The sequence below is a fragment of the Granulicella sp. WH15 genome (assembly GCF_009914315.1).
Lineage (GTDB): Bacteria > Acidobacteriota > Terriglobia > Terriglobales > Acidobacteriaceae > Edaphobacter.
The window spans coordinates 1244444-1266247 of the sequence record NZ_CP042596.1; the positions used below are offsets into that span (position 1 = coordinate 1244444).

15 protein-coding genes are annotated in these 21804 nt (G+C 64.3%); 5 read left to right on the plus strand and 10 right to left on the minus strand.

Going from position 1 to position 21804, the window contains the following annotated elements:
* Window position 1 precedes the first annotated feature (1 nt).
* Window positions 2–1606 (plus strand): bifunctional phosphoribosylaminoimidazolecarboxamide formyltransferase/IMP cyclohydrolase, encoded by a 1605-nt coding sequence (gene purH, locus FTO74_RS05430; RefSeq protein WP_162537229.1) that lies wholly within the window; start codon window positions 2–4, stop codon window positions 1604–1606.
* 260 nt (window positions 1607–1866) lie between these two features.
* Window positions 1867–3915: a tetratricopeptide repeat protein gene (locus FTO74_RS05435; protein WP_162537230.1), complete on the plus strand. Its 2049-nt coding sequence runs from the start codon at window positions 1867–1869 to the stop codon at window positions 3913–3915.
* An 87-nt stretch (window positions 3916–4002) separates the two neighbouring features.
* Here the strand turns inward: FTO74_RS05435 and FTO74_RS05440 are convergent, their stop codons facing one another.
* From FTO74_RS05440 to FTO74_RS05455, 4 genes are all read right to left on the minus strand, one after another.
* The gene (locus FTO74_RS05440) at window positions 4003–4389 is read right to left on the minus strand and encodes a type II toxin-antitoxin system VapC family toxin (RefSeq protein WP_162537231.1); all 387 of its coding nucleotides are present in this window, start codon (window positions 4387–4389) and stop codon (window positions 4003–4005) included.
* A complete protein-coding gene (locus FTO74_RS05445) occupies window positions 4386–4631 on the minus strand; it encodes a type II toxin-antitoxin system prevent-host-death family antitoxin (protein ID WP_162537232.1) in 246 nt (81 codons plus the stop codon). The genes FTO74_RS05440 and FTO74_RS05445 overlap by 4 nt, the downstream gene beginning before the upstream one ends.
* Window positions 4632–4691: 60 nt before the next feature.
* Complete coding sequence (gene dgt / locus FTO74_RS05450; protein ID WP_162537233.1) at window positions 4692–5861, minus strand: dGTP triphosphohydrolase; 1170 nt, start codon at window positions 5859–5861, stop codon at window positions 4692–4694.
* Between the two features lie 107 nt (window positions 5862–5968).
* Complete coding sequence (locus FTO74_RS05455; protein WP_162537234.1) at window positions 5969–7582, minus strand: DHA2 family efflux MFS transporter permease subunit; 1614 nt, start codon at window positions 7580–7582, stop codon at window positions 5969–5971.
* Between the two features lie 140 nt (window positions 7583–7722).
* Between FTO74_RS05455 and FTO74_RS05460 the strand changes: the two genes are divergently transcribed.
* Complete coding sequence (locus FTO74_RS05460) at window positions 7723–8322, plus strand: TetR/AcrR family transcriptional regulator (protein ID WP_162537235.1); 600 nt, start codon at window positions 7723–7725, stop codon at window positions 8320–8322.
* Between the two features lie 96 nt (window positions 8323–8418).
* Window positions 8419–10878 (plus strand): hypothetical protein, encoded by a 2460-nt coding sequence (locus FTO74_RS05465; protein WP_162537236.1) that lies wholly within the window; start codon window positions 8419–8421, stop codon window positions 10876–10878.
* On the opposite strand, the gene FTO74_RS05470 is transcribed toward FTO74_RS05465, so the two are convergent.
* From FTO74_RS05470 to FTO74_RS05495, 6 genes are all read right to left on the minus strand, one after another.
* Entirely contained in the window at window positions 10847–13963 is a 3117-nt protein-coding gene (locus FTO74_RS05470) for an efflux RND transporter permease subunit (protein WP_162537237.1), read from the minus strand. The genes FTO74_RS05465 and FTO74_RS05470 overlap by 32 nt on opposite strands.
* Complete coding sequence (locus FTO74_RS05475; RefSeq protein ID WP_162537238.1) at window positions 13963–15234, minus strand: efflux RND transporter periplasmic adaptor subunit; 1272 nt, start codon at window positions 15232–15234, stop codon at window positions 13963–13965. The genes FTO74_RS05470 and FTO74_RS05475 overlap by 1 nt, the downstream gene beginning before the upstream one ends.
* A gap of 3 nt (window positions 15235–15237) precedes the next feature.
* Entirely contained in the window at window positions 15238–16608 is a 1371-nt protein-coding gene (locus FTO74_RS05480; RefSeq protein WP_162537239.1) for a TolC family protein, read from the minus strand.
* A 76-nt stretch (window positions 16609–16684) separates the two neighbouring features.
* The gene (locus FTO74_RS05485; protein WP_255462519.1) at window positions 16685–17839 is read right to left on the minus strand and encodes a YncE family protein; all 1155 of its coding nucleotides are present in this window, start codon (window positions 17837–17839) and stop codon (window positions 16685–16687) included.
* Window positions 17840–17910: 71 nt separating this feature from the next.
* The gene (locus FTO74_RS05490; protein WP_162537240.1) at window positions 17911–19380 is read right to left on the minus strand and encodes a HAMP domain-containing sensor histidine kinase; all 1470 of its coding nucleotides are present in this window, start codon (window positions 19378–19380) and stop codon (window positions 17911–17913) included.
* On the minus strand, window positions 19377–20081 hold the full coding sequence (locus FTO74_RS05495) for a response regulator transcription factor (protein WP_162537241.1): 705 nt from the start codon (window positions 20079–20081) through the stop codon (window positions 19377–19379). The genes FTO74_RS05490 and FTO74_RS05495 overlap by 4 nt, the downstream gene beginning before the upstream one ends.
* A 135-nt stretch (window positions 20082–20216) precedes the next feature.
* Here FTO74_RS05495 and FTO74_RS05500 point away from each other — a divergent pair, with 135 nt between their 5' ends.
* Complete coding sequence (locus FTO74_RS05500) at window positions 20217–21680, plus strand: ABC transporter permease (RefSeq protein ID WP_162537242.1); 1464 nt, start codon at window positions 20217–20219, stop codon at window positions 21678–21680.
* The last annotated feature ends 124 nt before the right edge of the window (window positions 21681–21804 follow it).

Consider the following 21804-nt stretch of genomic DNA (forward strand, 5'->3'; position numbering starts at 1 on the left):
TGTGAATATCGAAAATACTACCGGCCTTAAGCCCATTCGTCGCGCCCTTCTTTCCGTCACCGATAAATCCGGTCTCGTCGATTTTGCCCGTGCCCTCGCCAGCCACAACGTGGAACTCGTCTCCACCGGCGGTACCGCCAAGGCCCTGCGCGACGCCGGTCTCACCGTCCGCGACATCTCCGACCTCACCGGTTTCCCCGAGATGCTCGACGGCCGAGTCAAGACCCTGCACCCCAAGGTTCACGGCGGCATCCTCCACATCCGCGGCAACGCGTCACACGTCGCCAGCGTCACCGAGCACGAGATCCAGCCCATCGACATGGTCGTCGTGAACCTCTACGCCTTCGAGAAGACCGCGCAGAAGCCCGGCGTCTCTGCTGCGGAGATCATTGAGAACATCGACATCGGCGGTCCCTCGATGGTCCGCTCGGCGGCCAAGAACTTCGAGGACGTGGCTATCGTCACTGCCGCGGCCGACTACGCCAAACTGACCGAAGAGTTTGCCGCCAATTCCGGACAGCTCGGCCGCGCAACCCGCTGGCAGCTCGCCAAGCAGGCTTTTGCCACGACCGCCGCCTATGACGCCGCTATCGCCAGCACTCTGGAGACGTTGGTGGAGTCCGCAGACCCGCACGACAAGGTTGTCTTCGACACCGAGACCCTGCCCAAGACCATCCGCATCATCGAGCCGCAGGCGGCGGTGCTCCGCTACGGCGAAAACCCGCACCAGCAGGCCGCGCTTTACGTCGACGGCACCGGCACCGGAGTCGCGGCGGGCAAGCAGCTCCAGGGCAAGGAGCTTTCTTACAACAACCTGGTCGATCTCGACGCCTGCTGGGACCTCGTCTCCGAGTTCGATGAGACCGCCGTGGTCATCATCAAGCACACCAACCCCTGCGGAGCCTCCACCGGAGCCACCGTGCTCGAAGCCTACACCCGCGCCCTCGAGGCCGATCCCATCTCTGCCTTTGGCGGCGTGATCGGCATCAACCGAGAGGTGGACGCTGCCGCCGCCGAGGAGATCGCCAAGCTCTTCGTCGAGGCCATCGTTGCGCCGTCCTTCACGCCCGAGGCCGTGGCCCGCTTCGCCGCCAAGAAGAACCTGCGGCTGGTCGAGATCAAGCCTGCCCACACGCCGCGCGTCATCAAGCAGGTCTCCGGCGGCCTGCTGGTCCAGAGTGCCGACAGCCTCCGCATCACCGCGGCTGACCTGACCACGGCCACCAAGCGCCAGCCCACTCCCGAGGAGCTGCGCGCGCTGCTCTTCGCCTGGAGCGTCTGTAAGTACGTGAAATCAAACGCCATCGTCTACGCCCGCTTTGCCGACGGCCACGGCCAGACGGTCGGGATAGGAGCTGGCCAGATGTCTCGTGTTGACTCGGCCCGCTTCGGCGCGATGAAGGCCATCCTGCCGCTGGCCGGTACGGTCGCGGCTTCGGACGCCTTCTTCCCGTTCCCCGACGGCCTCGAGGTCATCGCCGAGGCCGGTGCCACGGCCATCATCCAGCCCGGCGGCTCGGTCCGCGACGCCGAGGTGATCGCTGCCGCCGACCGCCTCAACATCGCCATGGTGTTCACCGGCGTCCGCCACTTCCGCCACGGCTGATCTGGAATCAATAACTTCTCCCGCTGGTCGGTAAAAATGCTCGCTGCCGACCAGCGGGAGGCCCCCAAAAGATCATTTCCCCCATACAGCCCCGAGAACGGTACGAAGTACCTTTGCAATTGGTGGCTTTTCGCGGCTACACTTCCAAGCAGACGGCAGCATCCAAACGAGCCAGCCCCTCGTCTAACCAGTGTCTTTGTCTGCGCAGCGTCACCCGCCGACTCATGAAGCGACTTTGAAAATCCGGCCCAGGACTCAACATGACACTGCGACACTCCGCCAGCACACTTCTCACAGCCGCTTCGCTTCTGCTTGCCTCTCACGCCGTTCTCGCCCAGGTTCCTGCGTCCGCCGCGCCCGTAGTGCCCGATCACTCGGCTGCCTACTATCACGAGGGCCTCGCCCATATGTACGAGGAGATGGCCATCTCCGGCGGGCGGCCGGACTACGCCACCCAGGCTATTGAGCAGTACAAGCTCGCCCTCGACGCCGACCCGGACTCGCGCTTCCTCCGCGACGGACTGGCCGACCTCTACTTTAAGGTGGGGCGTATCCGCGAGGCCGTCACCGCCGCGCAGGATCAGGTCAAGAAGAATCCCGATGACGTGGAGGCTCACCAGCTCCTCGGCAAGGTTTACCTGCGCTCGCTCGGCGACCTGACCGGCACCCAGGCGGGGGAGATGCTTGCCCTGGCCATCGGCGAGTACGAGAAGATCGCCCAGCTTACCCCTGCCGACGTCGAGACACACCTGCTGCTCGGCCAGCTCTACGGCCTGAACCACGACTCCGCCAAGGCCGAGGCCCAGTTCAAGCTGGCTCAGAAGCTCGACTCGAACTCCGAGGAGGTGGTGCTCAACATGGCCCGCCTCTACAGCGAACAGGGAGATATCCAGCACGCCGCTTCCGTGCTGGCTGCGGTGCCTGAAGGCGACCGCTCGGCGCGGGTCGATTTTGCGCTTGGGGCCACGTATGACCAGCTCCGCAAGCCCAAGCTGGCCGCTGATGCCTATCGCGCCGCGCTTGAGCAGGACCCCGAGAATGTGGATACGGAGCGTGGGTTGGCCAGCGCTCTGATGGCGGATAACCAGCTCGCCGCCGCGCTCGAGGTGCTGCAGAAGATCGTCGCCGCCGAGCCGAACGATGTGCAGTCGCAGGTGCACCTCTCCGAGGTGCAGCGGCGCATGGGCCACTATGACGATGCGCTGGTGACTTTGCAGAAGGCCAAGGCGCTCTCGCCCAACGGTGACAACCTGGAGCTGCCCTATAACGAGGCGCTGATCTACGACTCGCTCGGCAAGTACGATCAGGCCATCGCGACGCTCAACGCCACGCTGGCCTCCACCTCGCACCCGGACGGCAAGTACACCGATCCAGAGAAGGCCAATCGCACCATCTTCCTCGACCGCCTTGGCATCATCGAGAGCGAGGCCAACCGGCCTGCGGAGGCTGCTGCCGCTTACCGCCAGATCATCGCGCTGGGCGGGGATAACGTCGCCCGTGGCTATCAGGGCGTGGTCGATGCCTACCGCAACGCGCACATGTGGAAAGAGGCCGTGGCCGCTGCGGAAGAGGCCTCAAAGGCTCTGCCCAAGGAGAAGAGTGTGCAGTTGATGTACGCCTTCCAACTGGCCGATACGGGCAAGGCGGAGGATGGGCTGACGCTGGCGAAGGCACAGTTGAACGGCGGGCCCGAGGACCGGGACAGCTACGTCGCCATCGCCAACATCAATCTGCGTCTGCATCGCTCCAAAGACGCCTACGAGGCGCTGGACAAGGCGGAGGCGCTGATCCAGAAGCCGGAAGAAAAGCTCTACCTCTACCTGCTGCGCGCCACTATCGCGGACAAGGATAAGCAGTATGCCGAGGCCGAGGTGCAGTACCGCAAGGTGCTGGCTATCGACCCGAATAACGCCGGGGCCTTGAACGACCTGGGCTACATGCTGGCTGACCGTGGCGTCCGCCTGCCCGAGGCTCTGACGATGATCCAGAAGGCCGTCGAGCTTGACCCGCAGAACGGTGCTTACCTCGATTCGCTGGGCTGGGTCTACTTCAAGATGGGCCAGTACACGCTGGCTGAGGAGAATCTGCACAAGGCGATCGAGCGCGTCGCGACCGATCCCAGCATCCATGACCATCTGGGTGAGGTCTACGACAAGACCAACCGGCTGAAGCTGGCTGTGGCCCAGTGGGACCGCGCGATGGTCGAATACGCCCACTCGCTGCCTGCTGACGCCGATCCAGCCGATGTGAACGAGGTCAAGCGCAAGCTCGATAATGCTCGCGTCAAGTTGGCTAAGAACAGCAAGTAAGGCCAGCCTTTACGCGAAGCGTCGAGAACCGCACGAAGTGCCGCCCGCCCGGCGTGAGGGGGCTGTTGTTATTTTTTAGCAGATGGGCTAAACCTGCTGGATTGGACCCGGATATTGTGCGACCGTCCGGTCGGTGGTAAGCAGGCGAATCTTTTCAACCGTGGCCTGGGCCACCAGGATGCGGTCGAATGGATCGCGGTGAATGGGTGGCAGTGTCTTCGCGGCCAGTACGTGGTCGCCAAGGATCGACAGCTCTCGATAGCCGTTTTCCAGCAGCCCATGACGCAGCTCTGTCGGGTCGATCTGGAAGTAATCTCGGTACGACCCGGATTTGATCGTGACCTCCCATAAACTCGCCGCGCTGAAGAAAAGCTCATTAGCTGGATTGCCGATGAGCTGCTGGGCCTCGGCCGATAGGCGGTCGGGTTCGCCAGCCGCCCAGAGCAGAAGGTGGGTATCGAGCAGGAGATTCATTCGCCCTCTTCAAAGAGGCGCACAATCTCGTTGCCCATCCTGGTGTCGAAGTCGTCCGGGACGGTGAAACGGCCTTTCATGAAGCCGAGGCGGTGAATGGGTTTTGCTTCCGGCTCTTCGATTGCAGTAACCTTTACCATAGGCTTGCCCGCTTTGGCGATGATGAACGACTCACCTCCAGCAGCTTTCTCGACCAGCCGGGAGAGATGGGTCTTTGCCTCGTGGATGTTGAAGGTCTGCATGGTCGCTCTCCTGTGGACTAAACTAAGTTTACTTAGTTTAGTCCACAGGGGCAAGAGTTCTTACCGGCGGACGAAGCGCTTGACCTGCGCGTACTGCAGCAGGATATAGGCGTCGGTCATGCCTGCGATGTAGTCGGCTACCGTGCGGGCCAGGCCCTCGGCTTCGATCTCCTCGCGGTATCCCTCGGGTAGCTGGTCTGGATTCTCGATCCAGAACTCAAAGAGCGCCGTGACCACCTCTTCGGCCTTGTCGTGCTCACGCTCGAGGGCCTCGCAGGTGTAGAGCGTGTCGTAGAGGTACTGCTTCTCCTGTAGCCGCTCGGATTCGACCTCGGGAGAGAACGTCGCCAGCCGGTGCGGGTGCCGCCGGATCGCCTCGAGGCTCGTCGCGCCCAGAGCCGCCACGTTCCGCCGCGTGTTCTCAATCAGGTCGTTGGTCAGGATGTTCTGCATCAACTGCAGGGCCTCGTTGAAGAGGAACTTCGCCTCCACGCCGGGGTGCTCGCGCTCGACCGTGTTGTAGCAGCGCTTGAGGATGCGGACGTTCTCGCGGATGTGCTCGATCTCGAGCAGGCCCGACTCTACCCCGTCGTCGAGATCCGCCGTCAGGTAGGCGATCTCGTCGGCGAGATCGATGATCTGGGCTTCGAGTGGCGGAGACTGGTCGAGAAAATACTCGGCCAGCTCGGGGTGGTCGAAGGCGAGATAGTCGCGCGAGTGCTTGATGATGCCTTCGCGGACGCCGAGGGTCAGGTTCAGGCCGCGGTGGGCGGCGTAGCGTTGCTCGAAGTGCTCCACGATGCGCAGGGCGTGCAGGTTGTGATCGAAGCGGCGGCCGTGCTTTTGCAGGCAGCGGTCGAGGGCGCGCTCGCCCGCGTGGCCGAAGGGGGGATGGCCGATGTCGTGTACCAGGGCCAGGACTTCGGCGAGGTCTTCGTTCAGACCGAGTGCCGCCGCCACGCTGCGGGCTATCTGGACGACCTCGATGGTGTGGGTTAGGCGCGAGCGGAAGTGGTCCGAGGCGCGGGAGGTGAAGACCTGGGTCTTTCCGGCGAGGCGGCGGAAGGCCCGGGACGAGACAATGCGGTCTCTATCTCGTTGGTATGGGGTGCGATACGGGTGCGGAGGAGCCGGAAAGACACGGCTCAGCAAGGGGTCGGATGGCCGCCCTGACGAGGAGGCGCCGACCCCCGGCTCGAATACGGCGCAGAGGCTGGTGGAGGTAGACATTTCACTATGAGTGTAAACGTCTGCTTGGAAGTGGGGCGCATACAGCGTCCAAGACCGCACGAAGTGCCATCCGTCCGGTGTTAGGACGCTTTTGTTGTTGTGGTGGATTAGTGGGCTTCGGTGGGGGCTCCGCCTACCTTGAAGTTTTTGGTGAGCAGTACTAACGGGACAGAGGCCAGGGTGATGAGGCCGATGACGAAAAAGCAGTCCATGAAGGCGAGAAAGTGGGTCTGGGACTGGAGTTGGGCGTAGTAGCGGGCGTAGGCGGCACTGAGGGCGTCGGTGTGGGAGAAGCCCTGCGTCTGGAGGTAGGCGGCGGTCTGTTTGACGCCGTTCTGTAGTGGCGCGGAGGAGGCCGTGATGTTGGCCCCGACGATGGACTGGTGGAAGTTCTGGCGGCGGTCGCTCACGGCAGTGACGAAGGCGATGCCGAAGCTGCCGCCCCAGTTGCGGAAGAAGTTGGTGAGCGAAGAGGCGCGGCCGTTCTGGTCGGGGCGTAGCTGTGAGTAGGTCATGACCGAGAGCGGTACGAAGAAGAAGGCGTAGCCGAAGCCTTGCAGGACGCGGGCCAGGGCGTAGTGGCTGTAGTCGGTGTCGAGCGTGAGGCGGCTGTAGTGGATCATCGAGATGCCGATGACGACGAGGGCTCCGAAGAGCAGCACGCGTGGATGGACGATGCGGCGCTGGACGAGCTGTGCTCCGACCGGCGCGAGCAGCGTGATGACGAAGGCTCCGGGTCCGAGGACGAGTCCGGCGTCGATGGCGCGGTAGCCGTAGAGGGACTGAAGGATCTGCGGGATCATCGTCGTCGTGGCGAAGAGGCCGAAGCCGAAGATGAAGTAAAAGACGCAGGCGATGGCGAAGTTGCGGGTCTTGAGCAGGCGGAAGTCGACCAGCGGATCGCGCTGGCGCAGCTCCCAGAAGACGGCGCTGGTGAGGCAGACGATGCCGATGGCGAAGCACCAGCGGATGAAGACGGAGCCGAACCAGTCGTCGATCTGGCCACGGTCGAGCAGGACTTCGAGCGCGGCGGAGCCGAGGCCGATGAGCGCGATGCCGATGCCGTCGACGCTGAGCTTGCCGTTGACCCGTACGGTCTTGCGCTCCTGCTCGAAGGCGGGTGGATCGTGGACGAAGCGGTTGGTGAGGAAGAGCGACATGAGGCCGATGGGGATGTTGATGAGGAAGACCCAGCGCCAGTTATAGTTATCGGTGATCCAGCCGCCGAGCACGGGGCCGATGGCGGGCGCGGTGACGATGGCGACGGTGTAGAGTGCGAAGGCCGAGGCGCGCTGCGCGGGCGGGAAGGTATCGACGAGGATGGCCTGCTCGACCGGGGCCAGGCCGCCGCCGCCGATGCCTTGCAGCACGCGGGCCATGAGCATGATGGTGAGCGAGGGCGCGATGCCGCAGAAGAACGAGGTGATGGTGAAGAGCGCCACGCAGGCCATGTAGTAGTTCTTGCGGCCGAAGACACGCGAGAGCCAGGCCGACATGGGGAGAATAACGGCGTTGGCGACCAGGTAGGTGGTCAGAATCCAGGTGACCTCGTCGAAGGAGCGGCCGAGTCCTCCGGCGATGTAGGGCAGCGAGACGTTGGCGATGGAGGTGTCGAGCAGCTCCATGAAGGTGGCGATGGTGACGGTGAGGGCAACGACCCAGGGATTGATGACGGCGCGCGCGATAGGGTGGGCGGCGGGTTTGATGACTGCGGTGGCCATGGATGTCCTGAGTGTTCTGGGTACAAAGATGCTGCGGAGATTTATGAGACCGAACGGTTTCTTTTCTCATCTGATTCGTCAAAGGATGAGACCGATGCGTCTTTTTTTCTTCGGCTGGAATTTTTGTGCGAGGCAGGGCGATGCGTAAGGGCGAGATGACGCGGCAGAGGATCATCGAGGAGGCGGCCCCGATCTTCAATCAGCGGGGCTTCGCGGGCTGCTCGATGCAGGATGTGATGGCGGCCACGGGGCTCGAAAAGGGCGGGCTGTACCGGCACTTTGCGACCAAGGAAGAGCTGGCGGTGGAGGCGTTCCGCTATGCGGTGAGCCGGTCGGTGCGGACGAAGTCTGAGGGGCTGGACGAGGTGGAGGGCGCGGTGAACAAGCTGCGGCATCTGATTCAGCAGTTTGTGGAATCGCCCTCGAGGATTCCGGGTGGGTGCCCGTTGATGAACACGGCGGTGGACGCCGACGACGGCAACGAGGTGCTGCGCGGGCTGGCCCGCGAGGGAATCGCGGAGTGGCGGGAGCGGCTGGTGAAGATCATCACGACGGGGATGAGGGCCGGGGAGATTCGCCGGGATACGGTGCCGCGGCGGCTGGCCAATACGCTGATCTCGACGGTGGAGGGGGCGTTGATGATTAGCCGTCTGGAGGGGACGAAGACGGCGTTGAAAGATGCACAGACGGTGCTGGAGGTTGTATTGGAGAGCCTGGGTGCGGAGGTTGCCGCGCACTGAGATTAGCGGGGATGCAGGGTTTCGGGATCGCTTGGAATAAGCAAGAATGGAAGGGTGATCGTTCTTGCAGACGGGGAGTGATCGCCGGGAGACCCTATGCGTGGAAACAGCTTGTTCATCGTGGTGCGTGGAGCCGTTGTAGTTGCTCTGGGTGGTGTGTGTGCAGCCGGTTATGCCCAGGCTCCGCAGGCGTCTGGAGTAAAGATTGCTTCGGCGATGCAGTCTTCGCCGAGCGCCAATGACGGTATCGCAAGGGCGCTGGCCTCGTGTCCTTCGGTCGGGGGATGCACGGTGGAGGTCGACCAGAACTACCACGGTGTGGAAGAGCTGCCGGTGCCGAAGACCGATTTGACGGCCCTGATCGACCTGCGCGGCGGTTCGAACCGACGGACTGTACACAATCCTCCGCTGACATGGCAATCGGTCGATTTTCTGAATGTGTTGTTCGACAATCCTCTGGGAGCGCAGCCGACCAAGGCCGGTGGCTGGGGGGGCTATCATGTGGGCGCGCGGACGACTCATCTGCAGATGACGAGTCCCGGCTGGTCGCTCGGGGTCCCCTCCGCGGGAGCCGGAGGCTGGACTACTGCGAACATCGAGGATCTGCAAGGGGATTACTTCGGGTCCGGGATCAACCAGGGACTTGGGATCAGGTTGGAGAGCCGTGGCATCGGGGATAAGGCCGGGGAGTACATCTACAACTACTGCTATGGGGGGTTGCGCGCAGGGGCCGATGAGGGGTGTGAGGGGCTGGCGCTGCACGCGGGAGAAGGCGAGCCGCAATATGCCGGAACGGTGACGGGACCAGCCGGGGTGAGGCCGGGGGCGACGATGATCAAGACCTTTGCGGATGAGAAAAAGGGGCAGGATCCCGGCAACCAGGGCGTCGGGCGCACGTGGGTGGAAGATGCTCCGCTGGCGTCGGTGGTGGTGGCCGGGATCGCCCGCTCCAAGGCCTACGATATTCCGGTCCCGATGAGTCTCGATCCGGATCATGCTCTGCCCGCCGAGCTGGTCTCGACCGGCTGGGGAACATTGAATGATTCGGTTGCAGTGCCGCAGGTGGTTGAGGCCGGTGGGACGACCAGCGCCACCTTTGACGTGACCCTGCTGGGTGGGGGATTTACCGCTCATCCCGGCGATACTCTGTGCTTTGGCGGCTCCTTTCACGAGCAGGCGCTGGTGACCGAGGCGACCGGACCGCATGGCACGCACCTGACGGCCGCCCTGCGCCACTCGCATGTGAAGGGATCGTGGGTCTCGCAGGGCGGAGCGGCCTGCAGCATGATCGACTTTGACGCGAACCATATCGCCTCCGACCAGAAGGGTGGCCACACCTTTGATTTTCCCTTCGATGTGATTGCGGCCACGGATACGAAGACGCTGATGGTGACCCAATTCGATCGTGGCAGAGGCTTGCCGGAGATATACCGGGGGAATCTGATCCTGGGAGCCACGGTGGTGAATCCGCGGGGAGGCGCGATTACGAACCAGCATGGCACGATCACGATTCCGGTGGACGATGGGGTGATGAAGCAGAACCCCGCGCTGATGAACCAGCCGGTGGTCACGATCTCGGGCGCGCACACGGCGTCCTTCAACGGGCTGTGCAAGGACTTTCTTTATGTGAAGCCGGGGACGGCGACCTGTACCGGGAACCCGGCGCACGATGGCGATACAGATAACGTGCCGCTGCATATATCGGTCGGCACGACGCCCTATGGCAACGGCACGGCGACGCTGCATCGTGCGGCGGAGATCGTCGATGTGCGGAACACGGAGCTGCTGAACACGGACCCGCAGCATGTAGTGGACGGGACGCTGACGCTCGAGGCAAATCAGCTGCTGAACAAGATTGGATCGATGGGTCATATTCCGCATGACTATGCGGAGGGCGTTCATCCCCTCCAGGCCATTGGGCATATCTATAACCCGTATTCGGTTAACTACTTTTCTGCCGGAGTCGTGATTGGAATGATGGGGAAGGGGGTACGGGGCGTTAGCGGGATCAGCCTCAATAGCCTGGCGGCTTATACGGGTGTCAACATGTCTCCAAATACGAACTATGTGGGGTTGGGAGGCACGGCGTATCCGCCCAACTTCCTCACCGCCAAGGGAGTATATGAAAACTTGTTTCAGTCGCAGTTTGCGCCGTATCCGTCGGGGAGCGTAGGTGTCTACTTCGGCTGCCCGCCGACATCGTATTACGAGTGCAAAGATGAGATCTTCAGCTACTCGCCGAATCTTTATAAGGGCTACAAGGGCGAGCTGAGAGACAACTGGACTCCATACACGGACGAGTATCTGAGGAAGGTCTCGGGCGGCGGGACGGCGTCCACTGAGCGGCAGACGCCTGCCGGGTTTGGGTTCGATGCTCCGGTGACGGCGACGGCGGTGGCTACGCCGATGTATACGCCGAAGTCTTCCACCGCCGACTGCCCGAAGGACCACGCGGGCAAGCAGGTGGTCGGGGCCATCTGGGGAGATGGAAGCTATCTCTACCAGTGCGTGGCCCCGAACAAGATCAAGCGGACGGCTGCGTTGAGTGACTTTTAGAAGTTAGCCGGTAGTACATGGCCGGGGTGACGATGAGGCTGAGGCCGACCGAGATGACCAGTCCGCCGATGACCGAGATGGCCAGCGGTTGCAGCATCTGAGAGCCGGCTCCGAAGGCAAAGGCCAGCGGCAACATGCCGCACATTGCCGCTACCGCTGTCATGATGATGGGGCGCAGGCGGCGCTGGGCGGCGTGGATCATGGCGTCGAGCGCGCTGGCTCCCTCGGCGCGGGCGCGCTCGTCGGCATCGAGCAGCAGGATGCCGTTCTTGGCGACGATGCCGATTACCATGATGAGGCCCATGAAGCTGGCCACGTTGAAGTCCGTGCGGGTGATGAGCAGGGCGAAGACGACACCCGCGATGGACAGGACGGAGCTGGTGAGGATGGCGATGGGGGCGGAGAAGTTGCGAAACTCGGCCAGCAGGACGCCGAAGACGAGGGCCAGCGCGAGCAGGAGGACGCGGGCGAGGTCGGCGAAGGACTTCTGCTGTTCCTGATAGGTGCCGCCGTACTCGACCCGAACAGACGCGGGCAGGTTGAGGTTGGCGACGGCCTGCTTGACCTGCGTCATGGCTCCACCGAGGTTGGTGCCCTCGAGACGGCCGCTGACGAGAACCACTTGCTGGAGGTTCTCGCGGCGGATCTCGTTCTGGGGAGGTAGTTCGGTGATCTGGGCCAGCGCGCCGAGTGTGGCGGTGTGGCCGGAGGCGGAGTTGAAGACGGTGTTGGAGATGGCCGAGAGCGAGGCGCGGTGCTCGTCGGACATGCGGACGCGCACGGTGTAGGGGCGGCCATCGACGATGACGGGGGTGGTGGCGAGCAGACCGTCGAGCAGGCTGGTGGCGTCCTCGGCGATCTCCTGCGGGGTGAAGCCAAGGCGGCTGGCGACGGCGGGGTCGACGGTGAAGTTGGTGGCCGGGCCGGAGAGGGTGTTGTCGACGCCGTTCTGGGTGTCCACGATGCCGGGGATGGAGGCGATGGCGGCCTGCACCCTGGGCGCGAGGGTGTGGATGAGGTTGGCGTCGGTGGAGAAGAGCTTGATCTGGATGGGCTCGGGCGAGTTGGATAGGTCGCCGATCATGTCTTCGAGGACCTGGGTGAACTCGACGTCGAGCGCGGGTTCGGCCTTGTTGACCTTGGCGCGGACGTCGGCGATGACCTCGTCGATGGCACGGTCGCGGTTGGGTTTCAGGCGGACGGAGATGTCGCCGTAATTAGCCTCTGTAACTGCTGCAAGCCCCAATTGAAGGCCAGTCCGGCGGCTGGTGATCGAGACCTCGGGCGTGTCGTGGAGGATCTTTTCGACGTGGGTGAGGACGCGGTTCGTGGTCTCGAGCGAGCTGCCCGCGGGCATGGTGTAGTCGAGGATGAAGGCGCCCTCGTCCATCTCGGGCAGCAGGTTGGAGCCGAGGCCGTTGTAGGCGAAGTAGCCCGCGACGATGAGGACGGCGGCGATGGCGACGAGCGCCCAGGAGCGGGTAAGGGTCCAGTTGAGCGCCTTGGTGTGGACGGCGTGGACGCGGCTCATGATGGGGCCGTTGTCGTCGTGGTGTCGAGGGGCTTCGCCGTCGTGCTTGCGCAGGAGTGAGAGCGAGAGGGCGGGCGTGAAGGTGAGGGCGAGCAGCAGCGAGGTGAGCAGCGCCGCCGTCATGGTGATGGCCAGCGCGCGGAAGAAGCTGCCGGTGACGCCCGAGACCGCGACCAGCGGCAGGAAGACCACGACCGGGGTGATGGTCGAGCCGATGAGCGGGGTGGTGATCTCGCGCAGGGCGAGGCGGACGGCGTCGGCGCGGGACTGGCCCGCGTCGCGGTGGACGACGACATTCTCGACGACCACGATGGCGTCGTCGATGACCAGGCCGATGGCCGCGGCGAGGCCGCCGAGGGTCATCAGGTTGAAGCTCTGGCCGATGGCCCAGAGGAAGAGGATGGTGATTGCGACGGTGACCGGGATGACCAGGCCCGCGACGAGCGAGGAGGTCCAGTCGCGCAGGAAGAGGAAGAGGATCAGGCAGGCCAGCACGAGGCCGATGAGGATGGCGTCGCGGACGCTGGAGATGCTGGCGCGGACCAGCTCGGACTGGTCGTAGAAGGGAGTGAGGTGGACGCCGGGGGGTAGGGTCTTGCGGAGCCGATCTACCTCGGCGGCGACGGCCGTGGCCACGGAGACGGTGTTGCTGGAGGGCTGACGCGCGATGTTGAGGAGGACGGAGGGTTTGCCGTCGGCGTCGACCATGGTGTAGATGGGGAGGGCTGCGGGGCCGATGGTGCCGACGTCGGAGATGCGGACGGGCGAGCCGCCGGGGGTGGTCTTGACGACGAGCTGGGAGAGCGATTCGACGTCCTTGGCCTGCGCTCCGACGAGGCCGAGGATGAGCTGGTGGTCGGCCTGGTAGAGGCCGGGCGAGTCGATGATGTTGGAGGCTTGGACGGCGTTGACGATGTCGAGCAGGGTGACGCCCGTGGCCTGGAGGCGCGCGGGGTCAGGGACGATGTGGAACTCGGGCACCTGCCCGCCCTGCACGATGACGGTGCTGACGCCGTTGACGCGGTTCAGGGGCGGTTTGAGGTTGTAGGTGGCGAGCTGCCAGAGGGCGGTCTGGGAGATGGTTTGGGGGCCTCGGTCGTCGGCGGTGAGGGCGTAGCCGACGATGGGGAAGGTGGCGAAGGTGAGGCGGTTGGTGGTGATCTTCGCCGTGGAGGGCAGCTCGGAGGAGATCTTCGAGAGCGCGGCGTCGGTGAGCTGGAGGGTGCGGAACATGTCCACGTTCCAGTCGAAGAAGAGGCTGATCTCGGCCGAGCCGCGGCTGGTGGTGGAGCGCACGGTCAGCAGGCCGGGGACGCTGTTGACGGCGTCTTCGATGGGCTTGGTGAGCAGGACCTGCATCTGCTCGACGGGCATGACGCCGTTGTCGATGCCGATGACGACGCGGGGGAAGTTGGTGTCGGGGAAGACGGAGATGGGCACCTGGAAGGCGGCATAGATGCCTGTCAGGGTAAGGATGGCGAGGAAGAAAAAGATGGGCTTGGCGGCCCGGGTGAGCCAGAAGTTTTTGTCTTCAGCGGGCGTGAGGGCGCTCATTACTTGCCCCCTTCTTTTTTGTCCGCCGGATCGTCTTCCTTAGCCTCGGCGGGGCCGATCTTGACCTTGGTGCCGTCGTCGAGGCCGTAGCCGCCGCCGATGATGACGTTGTCGTCGGGCTTGAGGCCGTCGACGATCTGGGTGGTCTCCTCGGTCTGGATGCCGACGGTGACGGGGCGCTTCTTGGCGGTGCCGTCGGAGGCGATGACCAGGACGAACTTGCCGGGGGCTTCGGTGGAGCGCTGCACGGCGTCGGTGGGGATGAGCATGGCCTTCGGGATGGTGAGGCCCTCGAGCGTGGCGTGGAGCGGGGTTCCGGCCTTGAGCCTGCCGTCCTTGTTGGGGACGCTTAGCCAGACCTCGACCGTGGTGCTGCCGGGGTCGAGCGCGGGGCTGATGAGGGAGACCTTGGCTTCGACGGGCTTGTCGAGGCCGGGCACGGTGAGGGTGGCGGGCGAGCCGACCTCGAGCCGCTGCGCCTGGGCCTGCGAGAGGTGCAGCTTGGCGAGCAGGGTGGAGGTGTCCATGATGGTGAGGATGGGCGCGCCGGGCGCGGCGGTCTCGCCCGCGAAGAGGGGACGGTCGGTGACGACGCCGGAGATGGGGGTGCGGATGTTGGTGTAGCTGAGCTGGGCTTCGGCGCCGAGGTACTTGCCCTTGGCGGAGGCGAGCTGGCCCTTGGCGGTCTCGAGCGAGGAGGTGGTGCCTACTTTGGCGAGTGCGTCAAAACGCTGCTTGGCGATGTCGTAGGCGGCCTGGGCCTGAACCGCCGTGGTACGGGCGGTGTCGAGGTCGCGGCCGGGGATGGCTCCCTGAGAGAAGAGCTGCTGGCGGCTGGCCAGGATGCTGTTCTGGAGGTCGAGCGTGGCCTTGGCCTGGCTGAGGTCGAGGCGGGCGCGGGTCTGGTCCTCGGGCACGGTGGAGAGCGTGGCGGCGTTGTAGGTGGCCTTGGCCGCGTCGTAGGCTCCGCCGTTGTCGATGGCGGCGGCGGCGAGGTCGCTGTTCTCGAGCACGGCTACGAGCTGGCCCGCGGAGACGTGGGCTCCGCGCTGGACGTAGAGTTTCTTGATGGGCGCGGTGATCTTGGGTACGATGGCCGCCTGGGCGACGGGGGCCAGGGTGGCGTCGCCGGTGATCTCCTCGGTGATGGTGCCGGAGGTGGGGTGCTCGGCCTGCACGATGGCTTCGGGCTTGGCGGTGTCGTCGGCTGCCTGCTTGCAGCCGGTCAGGAGGAGGCCGATCGAGAGAAGTGGGAGGGAGAGGTTTTTCATGGGCTAGAAGGTTCCCGTCAGGATCTGGAGGTTGGCCAGCGCGAGCTGGTAGCGGACGGTGCCGTCCTGGGCCGCAAGCTCGGCGGCGGTGAGGGAGCTTTGGGCGTCGACGACCTCGAGGACTGTGGCCTCGCCAGCGGTGTAGCGCAGGCGGGTGAGGCGCAGGCTCTCGCGCGCGGTGGCGACGCTGAGGCCGAGGGAGTCGAGCTGGTCGTGGGCCAGGGCGGCCTCGTTGTAGAACTCTTCGAGGTCGGCGATGAGCTTGCGCTGGATGTTGGTGAGGACGACCTTGGCGGCGTCGCGCAGGATGTGGGCCTGCTTGACGCGGTGCTGGGTGGCGAACCAGTCCCAGACGGGGACGTCGAGCGTGGCCGAGGCGGAGTAGCCGAGGTTGCGGACGCCCTCGGGGCCGTTGGCGGCGAACTGCGCGGCGTCGATACCGTAGCTATAGTTGAGCGCGAGGTCGGGCAGGTAGGCGGCGCGGGCGGCGGTGATGCCGAGATCGGCGGCGTGGAGACTGGCCAGGGCGCTGCGCAGCTCGGGGTTGTTGGCGGAGGCGGCGGTCTCGACGTCGGCGCGGGAGGCTAACGGCTTGGGCGCGGGCAGCTCGACGGTGTAGGGCGAGCGCGGGTCGGGGAAGAGCAGGACGGCCAGGTCGAGGCGGGATTTTTGGGCTTGCAGTTGGGCGTCGGAGAGGTCGCGCTGGCGCTGCTGCAAGGTCAGGTCGGCCTTGATGACGTCGGCGTGGGCGGACTCGCGGGCGTCTTCGCGCTGGCGGGTCTGCTTCGAGAAATCGGCGGCCTCGGCGGCGGCGCGGGTCTCGATGGTGACCTTGCCCTGGGCGGTGGTGGAGGCGTAGAAGAGGCCGATGACGGTGGCGGTGAGGCCGCGGCGGCTGATCTCCAGCTCGGCGGCGGCGACGGCGTTGGCCGCGTCGGCGCGGGAGACGGCGTTGACCTGGGCGAGGCCGATGGTCTCGTTGACCTGGGCCTGGCTGACGTACTCGTGGACGGTGTTGTTGGCGATGAAGCGTGGAGCGGACTGGCTGCCCGTGGAGCCAGCCTGGTTGGTCGCGCCGTTGGCCTGGGTAAAAAGATACTGATTGTGATACACAACCGACGGCAGCAGGGCCGAGCGGGCGATGGAGCGATCGAGCTGAGCGGATTTGCTGGCGGCGAGTGCGGCGGCGAAGCCGGGCTCGTTGGCGCGGGCCAGTGCGAGGGCTTGGTCGAGCGTGATGTCGGGCGCGGAGCTGGTGGCCGAAGTGAGAGAGCTGGTTTGGGACGGGCCTGTCTGTGGTGGTGTGGTCTGGGCCAGAGCGGAAGAGGCCAGCGATACCGTGGTGAGGATTGCGAGTTGGGGAAGTAGCTTCATAGAAGTTCTTTAGAGAATAAAGATGTTGTTTTGCCGGGCGGTCACGGCTGCGTGTTTGTGAGCATTGATGCTGGTTCTACCCTGCCCATGTGCGATAAAGCTGCGCATGGGCAGGGTATCCGGTTTCGAATATGCTCGCTGCCGACCAACGGGAGGCACTCAGAAGATCATCCTGCCCATACCGCAACGAGAACGGTATGAAGTACCCTAGCGGCCGACGACCAGGACGGTGAAGGTGCCGGGACGGGATTGGGCGCGACTTGTGGCCGGGTGTGGCCGGTGCGGGGTTGGGGGAGAACTTCGCGGTGACGGTGTAGAGCTTGCCGGTGGCGGCGTCGAAGGTCATGGTGCGCGCGCCCTTCATGGTGGTGAGGTTCTGCACCACGGGGAAGCCGGGTTTGGCGGTGTCGATGACGGTCATGGTGCCGTCGCCGTTTGAGGAGAAGACCAGTTTGGACTTGGGATCGAAGCTGGTGGCGTCGGGGTCTGCGCCGATGGTGGGGGTGGCGAGAGACTTGCCGGTGTGGATGTCGGTGACGGCCATCTTGTTGCCGTCGCACACGGCGAAGAGGCGTCCGGCGGCGCGGTCGAAGGACTGGCCGGAGGGCGATTCGCAACCAGCGAGCGGCCAGGTGGCGGTGACCTTCTGGGCCTTCGCGTCGAGGCGGACTACGGAGTTCTTATCCTCAATGTTGACGAAGACGGTGCCCTTGTCGTCGGTGACGGGAAACTCGGGTTTGCCGGGAAGGGCTACGAGGCCAATAGCCTTGCGCTGGTTTACGTCGATGACCGTCGCGTTGTGGCTGGTGCCATTGAAGGCCCAGAGGGTGCCCGTGGAGCGCTCGAGGACCATGCCGTCGGGGTTGGTGCCTGCGGGGATCTTGGCGAGTGTGGCCAGGCTGGTGGTGTCGAAGACGACTACGTTGTTCGCTCCGCCGTCGGAGATGAAGCCGGTCTTGCCGTCGGGCAGGATGACGATGCCGTGGCAGCGGGTGAGGCCGTCGATGGAGCCGATGGCTTTGCCGGTGGTGGTGTCGACTACATCGACCTTGGTCTGGTGGGCGATGTAGAGGCGGTGCGCGCTGGAGTCTACGGTGAGGTAGTCCCAGCCGCCGTCGCCGCCGATGACCCAGCGCTGCTCGACCTGGAAGGGCTTCTGCGCGAGGGCGCTGGAGGCGGCGAGCGGAGCGCCGATGCAGAGGGCAATGAGGAGAGAGCGGACTTTCGACATGAACTGAGGCTCCGTGGCGCATGGTTGACTGCGCATGATCGTTACTATCGCAGGAGCAGCTTAACCGAGCCTTAAGAATGCAGGGTTTTTGTGGCGTATTCGGTCTCAAGTGGGGCCGACGCGAGTGGCAGCGTGACGATGGCGGTGGTGCCTGCGCCGGGTTTGCTCTCGAGGCAGATCTCGCCGTGAAAGCGCTGCACGATGGCCTTGACGATGGAGAGGCCGAGGCCGGTGCCGCCGGTGCGGCGGCTGCGGGAGGCGTCGCCGCGATAGAAGCGGTCGAAGACGTGGGGGAGGATCTCGGGGGCGATGCCCTCGCCGTCGTCTTCGATGCGTAGCTCGGCGATGTTGTCGTGAGTGTCGACGATGGCGCGGATCTCGCTGTCGTGCGGGCTGTGTTGCAGCGCGTTGTGGATGAGGTTGGAGCAGAGCAGGTGCAGGCGCTCGGGGTCGATGGCGGCGAAGACCGGCTGGGTGGCGTGGATGCTGAGGGCGATGTGCGAGACCTTGGCCAGCGTGCGGAAATGCTCGGTGACGTCGTGTAGGACGCTGACCAGATCGACAGGTTCGGGGGCTGCTGGGGCCTGCTGCTGGCCTTCGAGTTCGCGGCCTTCGAGGCCAGCTAATGTGAGCATGCTGGCTACGAGGTACTCCATACGTTCGCAGTCGATCTGGATGCGTTCGAGGCCCTCCTCGTACTCCGCGACGGAACGGCTGCGCATGGTGAGGAGCTGGAGCGAGGACTTGAGGACGGCTACGGCGGTCTTCAGCTCGTGGGCGGCGTCGCTGACGAACTGCCTCTGCTGGGCGAAGGCACGCTCGATGCCGCTGAGGGCGGCTTCGAGCGCGTTGACCAGCGGCGCCAGCTCGCTGACGTTGCGCGCGGGGCTGGCGTGGTCGAAGGTCCAGGAGTTGACCGAGACCTGCGAGGCCTGGGCGGCCAGCTCATGCAGCGGGGCGAGGCCGCGGCGCAGCACGTAGAACATCAGGAGGCCGGAGACGAGCATGAGCAACAGGCTGGTGAGGGAGTAGAAGCCGACGGCGCGGCCGATCAGCTCCCAGACAGGGTGCGTGGGCGTGCCGTAGAGGATGGTGATGTGGTGAGGATGGCCGCCGCCCTTTTCGCCGGGATCGACGATGCGCACGCCTTGTTTGAAGATGATGCGGTAGTTCTTGTCGTGGACGCGGAGGTCGCGGATCTCGCGAGTGTCTTTGCTGGCGAGGGTGCTGTTGAGGACCTGTTCGGCGTCGGGCCAGTTGTGGACGCCGAGCACGCGACCGAACTCGTCGCGGACGATATAGATGTCGCGGTGCGGGGCGAAGTTCTGAGTGCCGTCGAGCATGACGTTGTCGGAGACATCGTCGGCGTCCTGCACGGCCCCCAGCAGGGAGTCGGCGCGGCCGCGCAGCATGACGTCGAAGGCGTGGAAGTCGGAGACGCCCTCGTAGATGCCCGCGATGGCGACTAATGCCAGGGCGGAGCATAGCTCGACCAGCAAGACGGCGATGATGAGGCGGCGGGTGAGGGAGTAGGGCTTCACAGATCCGGGTCCTCGTCGACGATTGGCTTGTCGATGACGAGGCGGTAGCCGCGGCCGCGCAGGTTCTCGATGCTGGAGTGCTTGACTCCCTCGTCGAGCTTGCGCCGGAGGTTGGAGACGTGGGCCTCGATGACGTTGGAGTGGTGCTCCCAGTTGTAGTCGTACATGTGCTCGAGTAGCTCGCGCTTGGAGACGACGATGCGCGGGCGGTGCATGAGGTACTCGAGGATGCGGTACTCCATGGGGGAGAGCAGGATGGGGCGTCCGGCGCGGAGGATGGTCTGCTCGGCGGTGTTCAGGGTCAGGTCGCCGAGCTGGAGGGTGGGGGTGGCGACGCCTTTGCCGCGGCGGATGAGGGCCTTGGCGCGGGCGATCAGCTCGCCGAGGTCGAAGGGTTTGCTGAGGTAGTCGTCGGCGCCATCGTTGAGGAGCTGGATGATGGATTCGCGCTCGCTGCGGGCGGTGAGGACGAGGACGGAGATGTGGTTGCCGCGGGAGCGCAGGCGGCGGAGGATGGTGGCTCCATCAACCAAGGGAAGCATTAAATCGAGGATGATGAGGTCGTAGCAGAGGTTGCCAGCCAGATCGAGCGCGGTGCGGCCGTCTTCGGCGTGGTCGACGGCAAAGCCGGGGCCTTCTCGCAGCGCATGGGCTACGTTCTCGGCCAGTCTCAACTCGTCTTCTACAAGCAGTACGCGCATAGGAAAGATTTCATCAGATTCAGCTTAAGACTGGCTGAATGTTATACGGATCGTAATACGGTAGTGAGGTCATGAGCGTTATGGAATACAATCTGCGCATCTGCACATCACATTTTCAGCACTGGAGAACCCGCAATGCAGGTGGGACAGTCGTGGAAGATCGCGCTCTCGGCGCTGAAGAAGAATAAGCTGCAGACGGCGCTGACGATGGTCGGCATGACGATCGGCGTGGCTACGGTGCTGACTATGATCTCGGTGGGCACGGGGGCGCAGGCGGCGATCCACGACCAGGTGCTGGCTGCGGGGATGAACCTGCTGGTGATCCACGCCGGGAACTTTGAGACCAAGGAGGACATGGGGGATGGGGCAGATGGGGGTGTTGTTCCGGCTGCCTATGACCCGGTGGTGGATCGGCCTGCCTTGGTGAGGGTGCAGTCGGATGGGGTCGCCGAGGACCCGAATGAGGACTTCAAGCATAAGCGGGGGTATCAGCGGCCGGGCGACCTGATGCCCGGCAGGGGGGCGGCGCATACGCTGACGCTGGCGGATGCGGAGATGCTGCGCAGGATTCGAGGCGTGCAGTATGTCTCGTCGGGAGTGCGGGATTCGACGATGGTTGCGAATGGGGAGACGAAGCACTTTGCCGCGCTGCACGGGGACGACGTGATGGAGGAGCGGATTCGGCGGGCGTGGCGGTTTCCCTTTGGGCGGTTTTTTACGAAGGCGGAGGAAGAAAAAGGCGAGAACGTGGTGGTGCTGGGGGCTTATGCGAGCGAGCAGCTCTTTGGGCTGGACGACCCGGTGGGTAAGCGTGTGACGATCAAGGGCGAGAGCTTCAAGGTGGTGGGGGTGATCAGCAGTGGAAGCTGGATGATGGTTCCGGCGGAGGGGGATGACCAGTTCGATGCGGTCTATGTGCCGGTGACTACGTTGCAGAGGATGTTGCAGAGGCCTTATCTGAGCACGATCTCGGTGACGACGGCCTCGAGCGGCGATGTGACCAGGGTGCTGAAGTTGGTTCAGCAGACGCTAAGGCGGAGGCATGGGATTGGTGAGGAGATGGCGGACGACTTCATCGTCGTGAGCGAGGCGCGTAAGGCGCTGTCGCTGGGGGTGAAGCCGAATATGGTGAGCGTGGTGACGGGGAATGTGAACGGTTTGGAGCGGGTGACGCTCGACCAGTTGGGTAAGACGCTGGATGAGGCGTCGTCGACGATGACGGCGCTGCTGACCAGTATTGCGGCGGTGTCGCTGGTGGTGGGGGGCATTGGGGTGATGAACATTATGCTGCTCTCGGTGACGCAGAGGACGCGGGAGATTGGAATCAGGCGCGCCGTGGGGGCCAAAGCCGAGGATGTGCTGGCGCAGTTTTTGCTGGAGGCTATGACGCTGAGCCTTGTGGGCGGGATGATTGGGATTGCGCTGGGGTGTGCGGCTTCGGTGTATCTGACGCGGGCGGTGCAGTGGTCGACGAAGATATCCGGAGCGGCGATTTTGTTGTCGTTTGGGATATCGGCGGCGATTGGGATCTTCTTTGGGTACTATCCGGCGTTACAGGCCTCGCAGCTTACGCCGATTGATGCTTTGGGGGCGGAATGAGTAGGGTTCGGTGGACAAGTTTGTGGCAGGGATAGGTCGGGCCTTCAGCCCTTTTCCGTCGCCTCGTTCGATTACCTAGGGCTTCGCCCTAGGCTGGTATAGAGCGCGCCTTCAGCGCTCGAAG

Coding starts and splice junctions, on each gene's coding strand:
- FTO74_RS05435 (WP_162537230.1), top strand. CDS start 1,867: ATGACACTGCGACACTCCGCCAGCACACTTCTCACAGCCGCTTCGCTT.
- FTO74_RS05440 (WP_162537231.1), bottom strand. CDS start 4,389: ATGAATCTCCTGCTCGATACCCACCTTCTGCTCTGGGCGGCTGGCGAA.
- FTO74_RS05445 (WP_162537232.1), bottom strand. CDS start 4,631: ATGCAGACCTTCAACATCCACGAGGCAAAGACCCATCTCTCCCGGCTG.
- dgt (WP_162537233.1), bottom strand. CDS start 5,861: ATGTCTACCTCCACCAGCCTCTGCGCCGTATTCGAGCCGGGGGTCGGC.
- FTO74_RS05455 (WP_162537234.1), bottom strand. CDS start 7,582: ATGGCCACCGCAGTCATCAAACCCGCCGCCCACCCTATCGCGCGCGCC.
- FTO74_RS05460 (WP_162537235.1), top strand. CDS start 7,723: ATGCGTAAGGGCGAGATGACGCGGCAGAGGATCATCGAGGAGGCGGCC.
- FTO74_RS05465 (WP_162537236.1), top strand. CDS start 8,419: ATGCGTGGAAACAGCTTGTTCATCGTGGTGCGTGGAGCCGTTGTAGTT.
- FTO74_RS05470 (WP_162537237.1), bottom strand. CDS start 13,963: ATGAGCGCCCTCACGCCCGCTGAAGACAAAAACTTCTGGCTCACCCGG.
- FTO74_RS05475 (WP_162537238.1), bottom strand. CDS start 15,234: ATGAAAAACCTCTCCCTCCCACTTCTCTCGATCGGCCTCCTCCTGACC.
- FTO74_RS05480 (WP_162537239.1), bottom strand. CDS start 16,608: ATGAAGCTACTTCCCCAACTCGCAATCCTCACCACGGTATCGCTGGCC.
- FTO74_RS05485 (WP_255462519.1), bottom strand. CDS start 17,839: ATGTCGAAAGTCCGCTCTCTCCTCATTGCCCTCTGCATCGGCGCTCCG.
- FTO74_RS05495 (WP_162537241.1), bottom strand. CDS start 20,081: ATGCGCGTACTGCTTGTAGAAGACGAGTTGAGACTGGCCGAGAACGTA.
- FTO74_RS05500 (WP_162537242.1), top strand. CDS start 20,217: ATGCAGGTGGGACAGTCGTGGAAGATCGCGCTCTCGGCGCTGAAGAAG.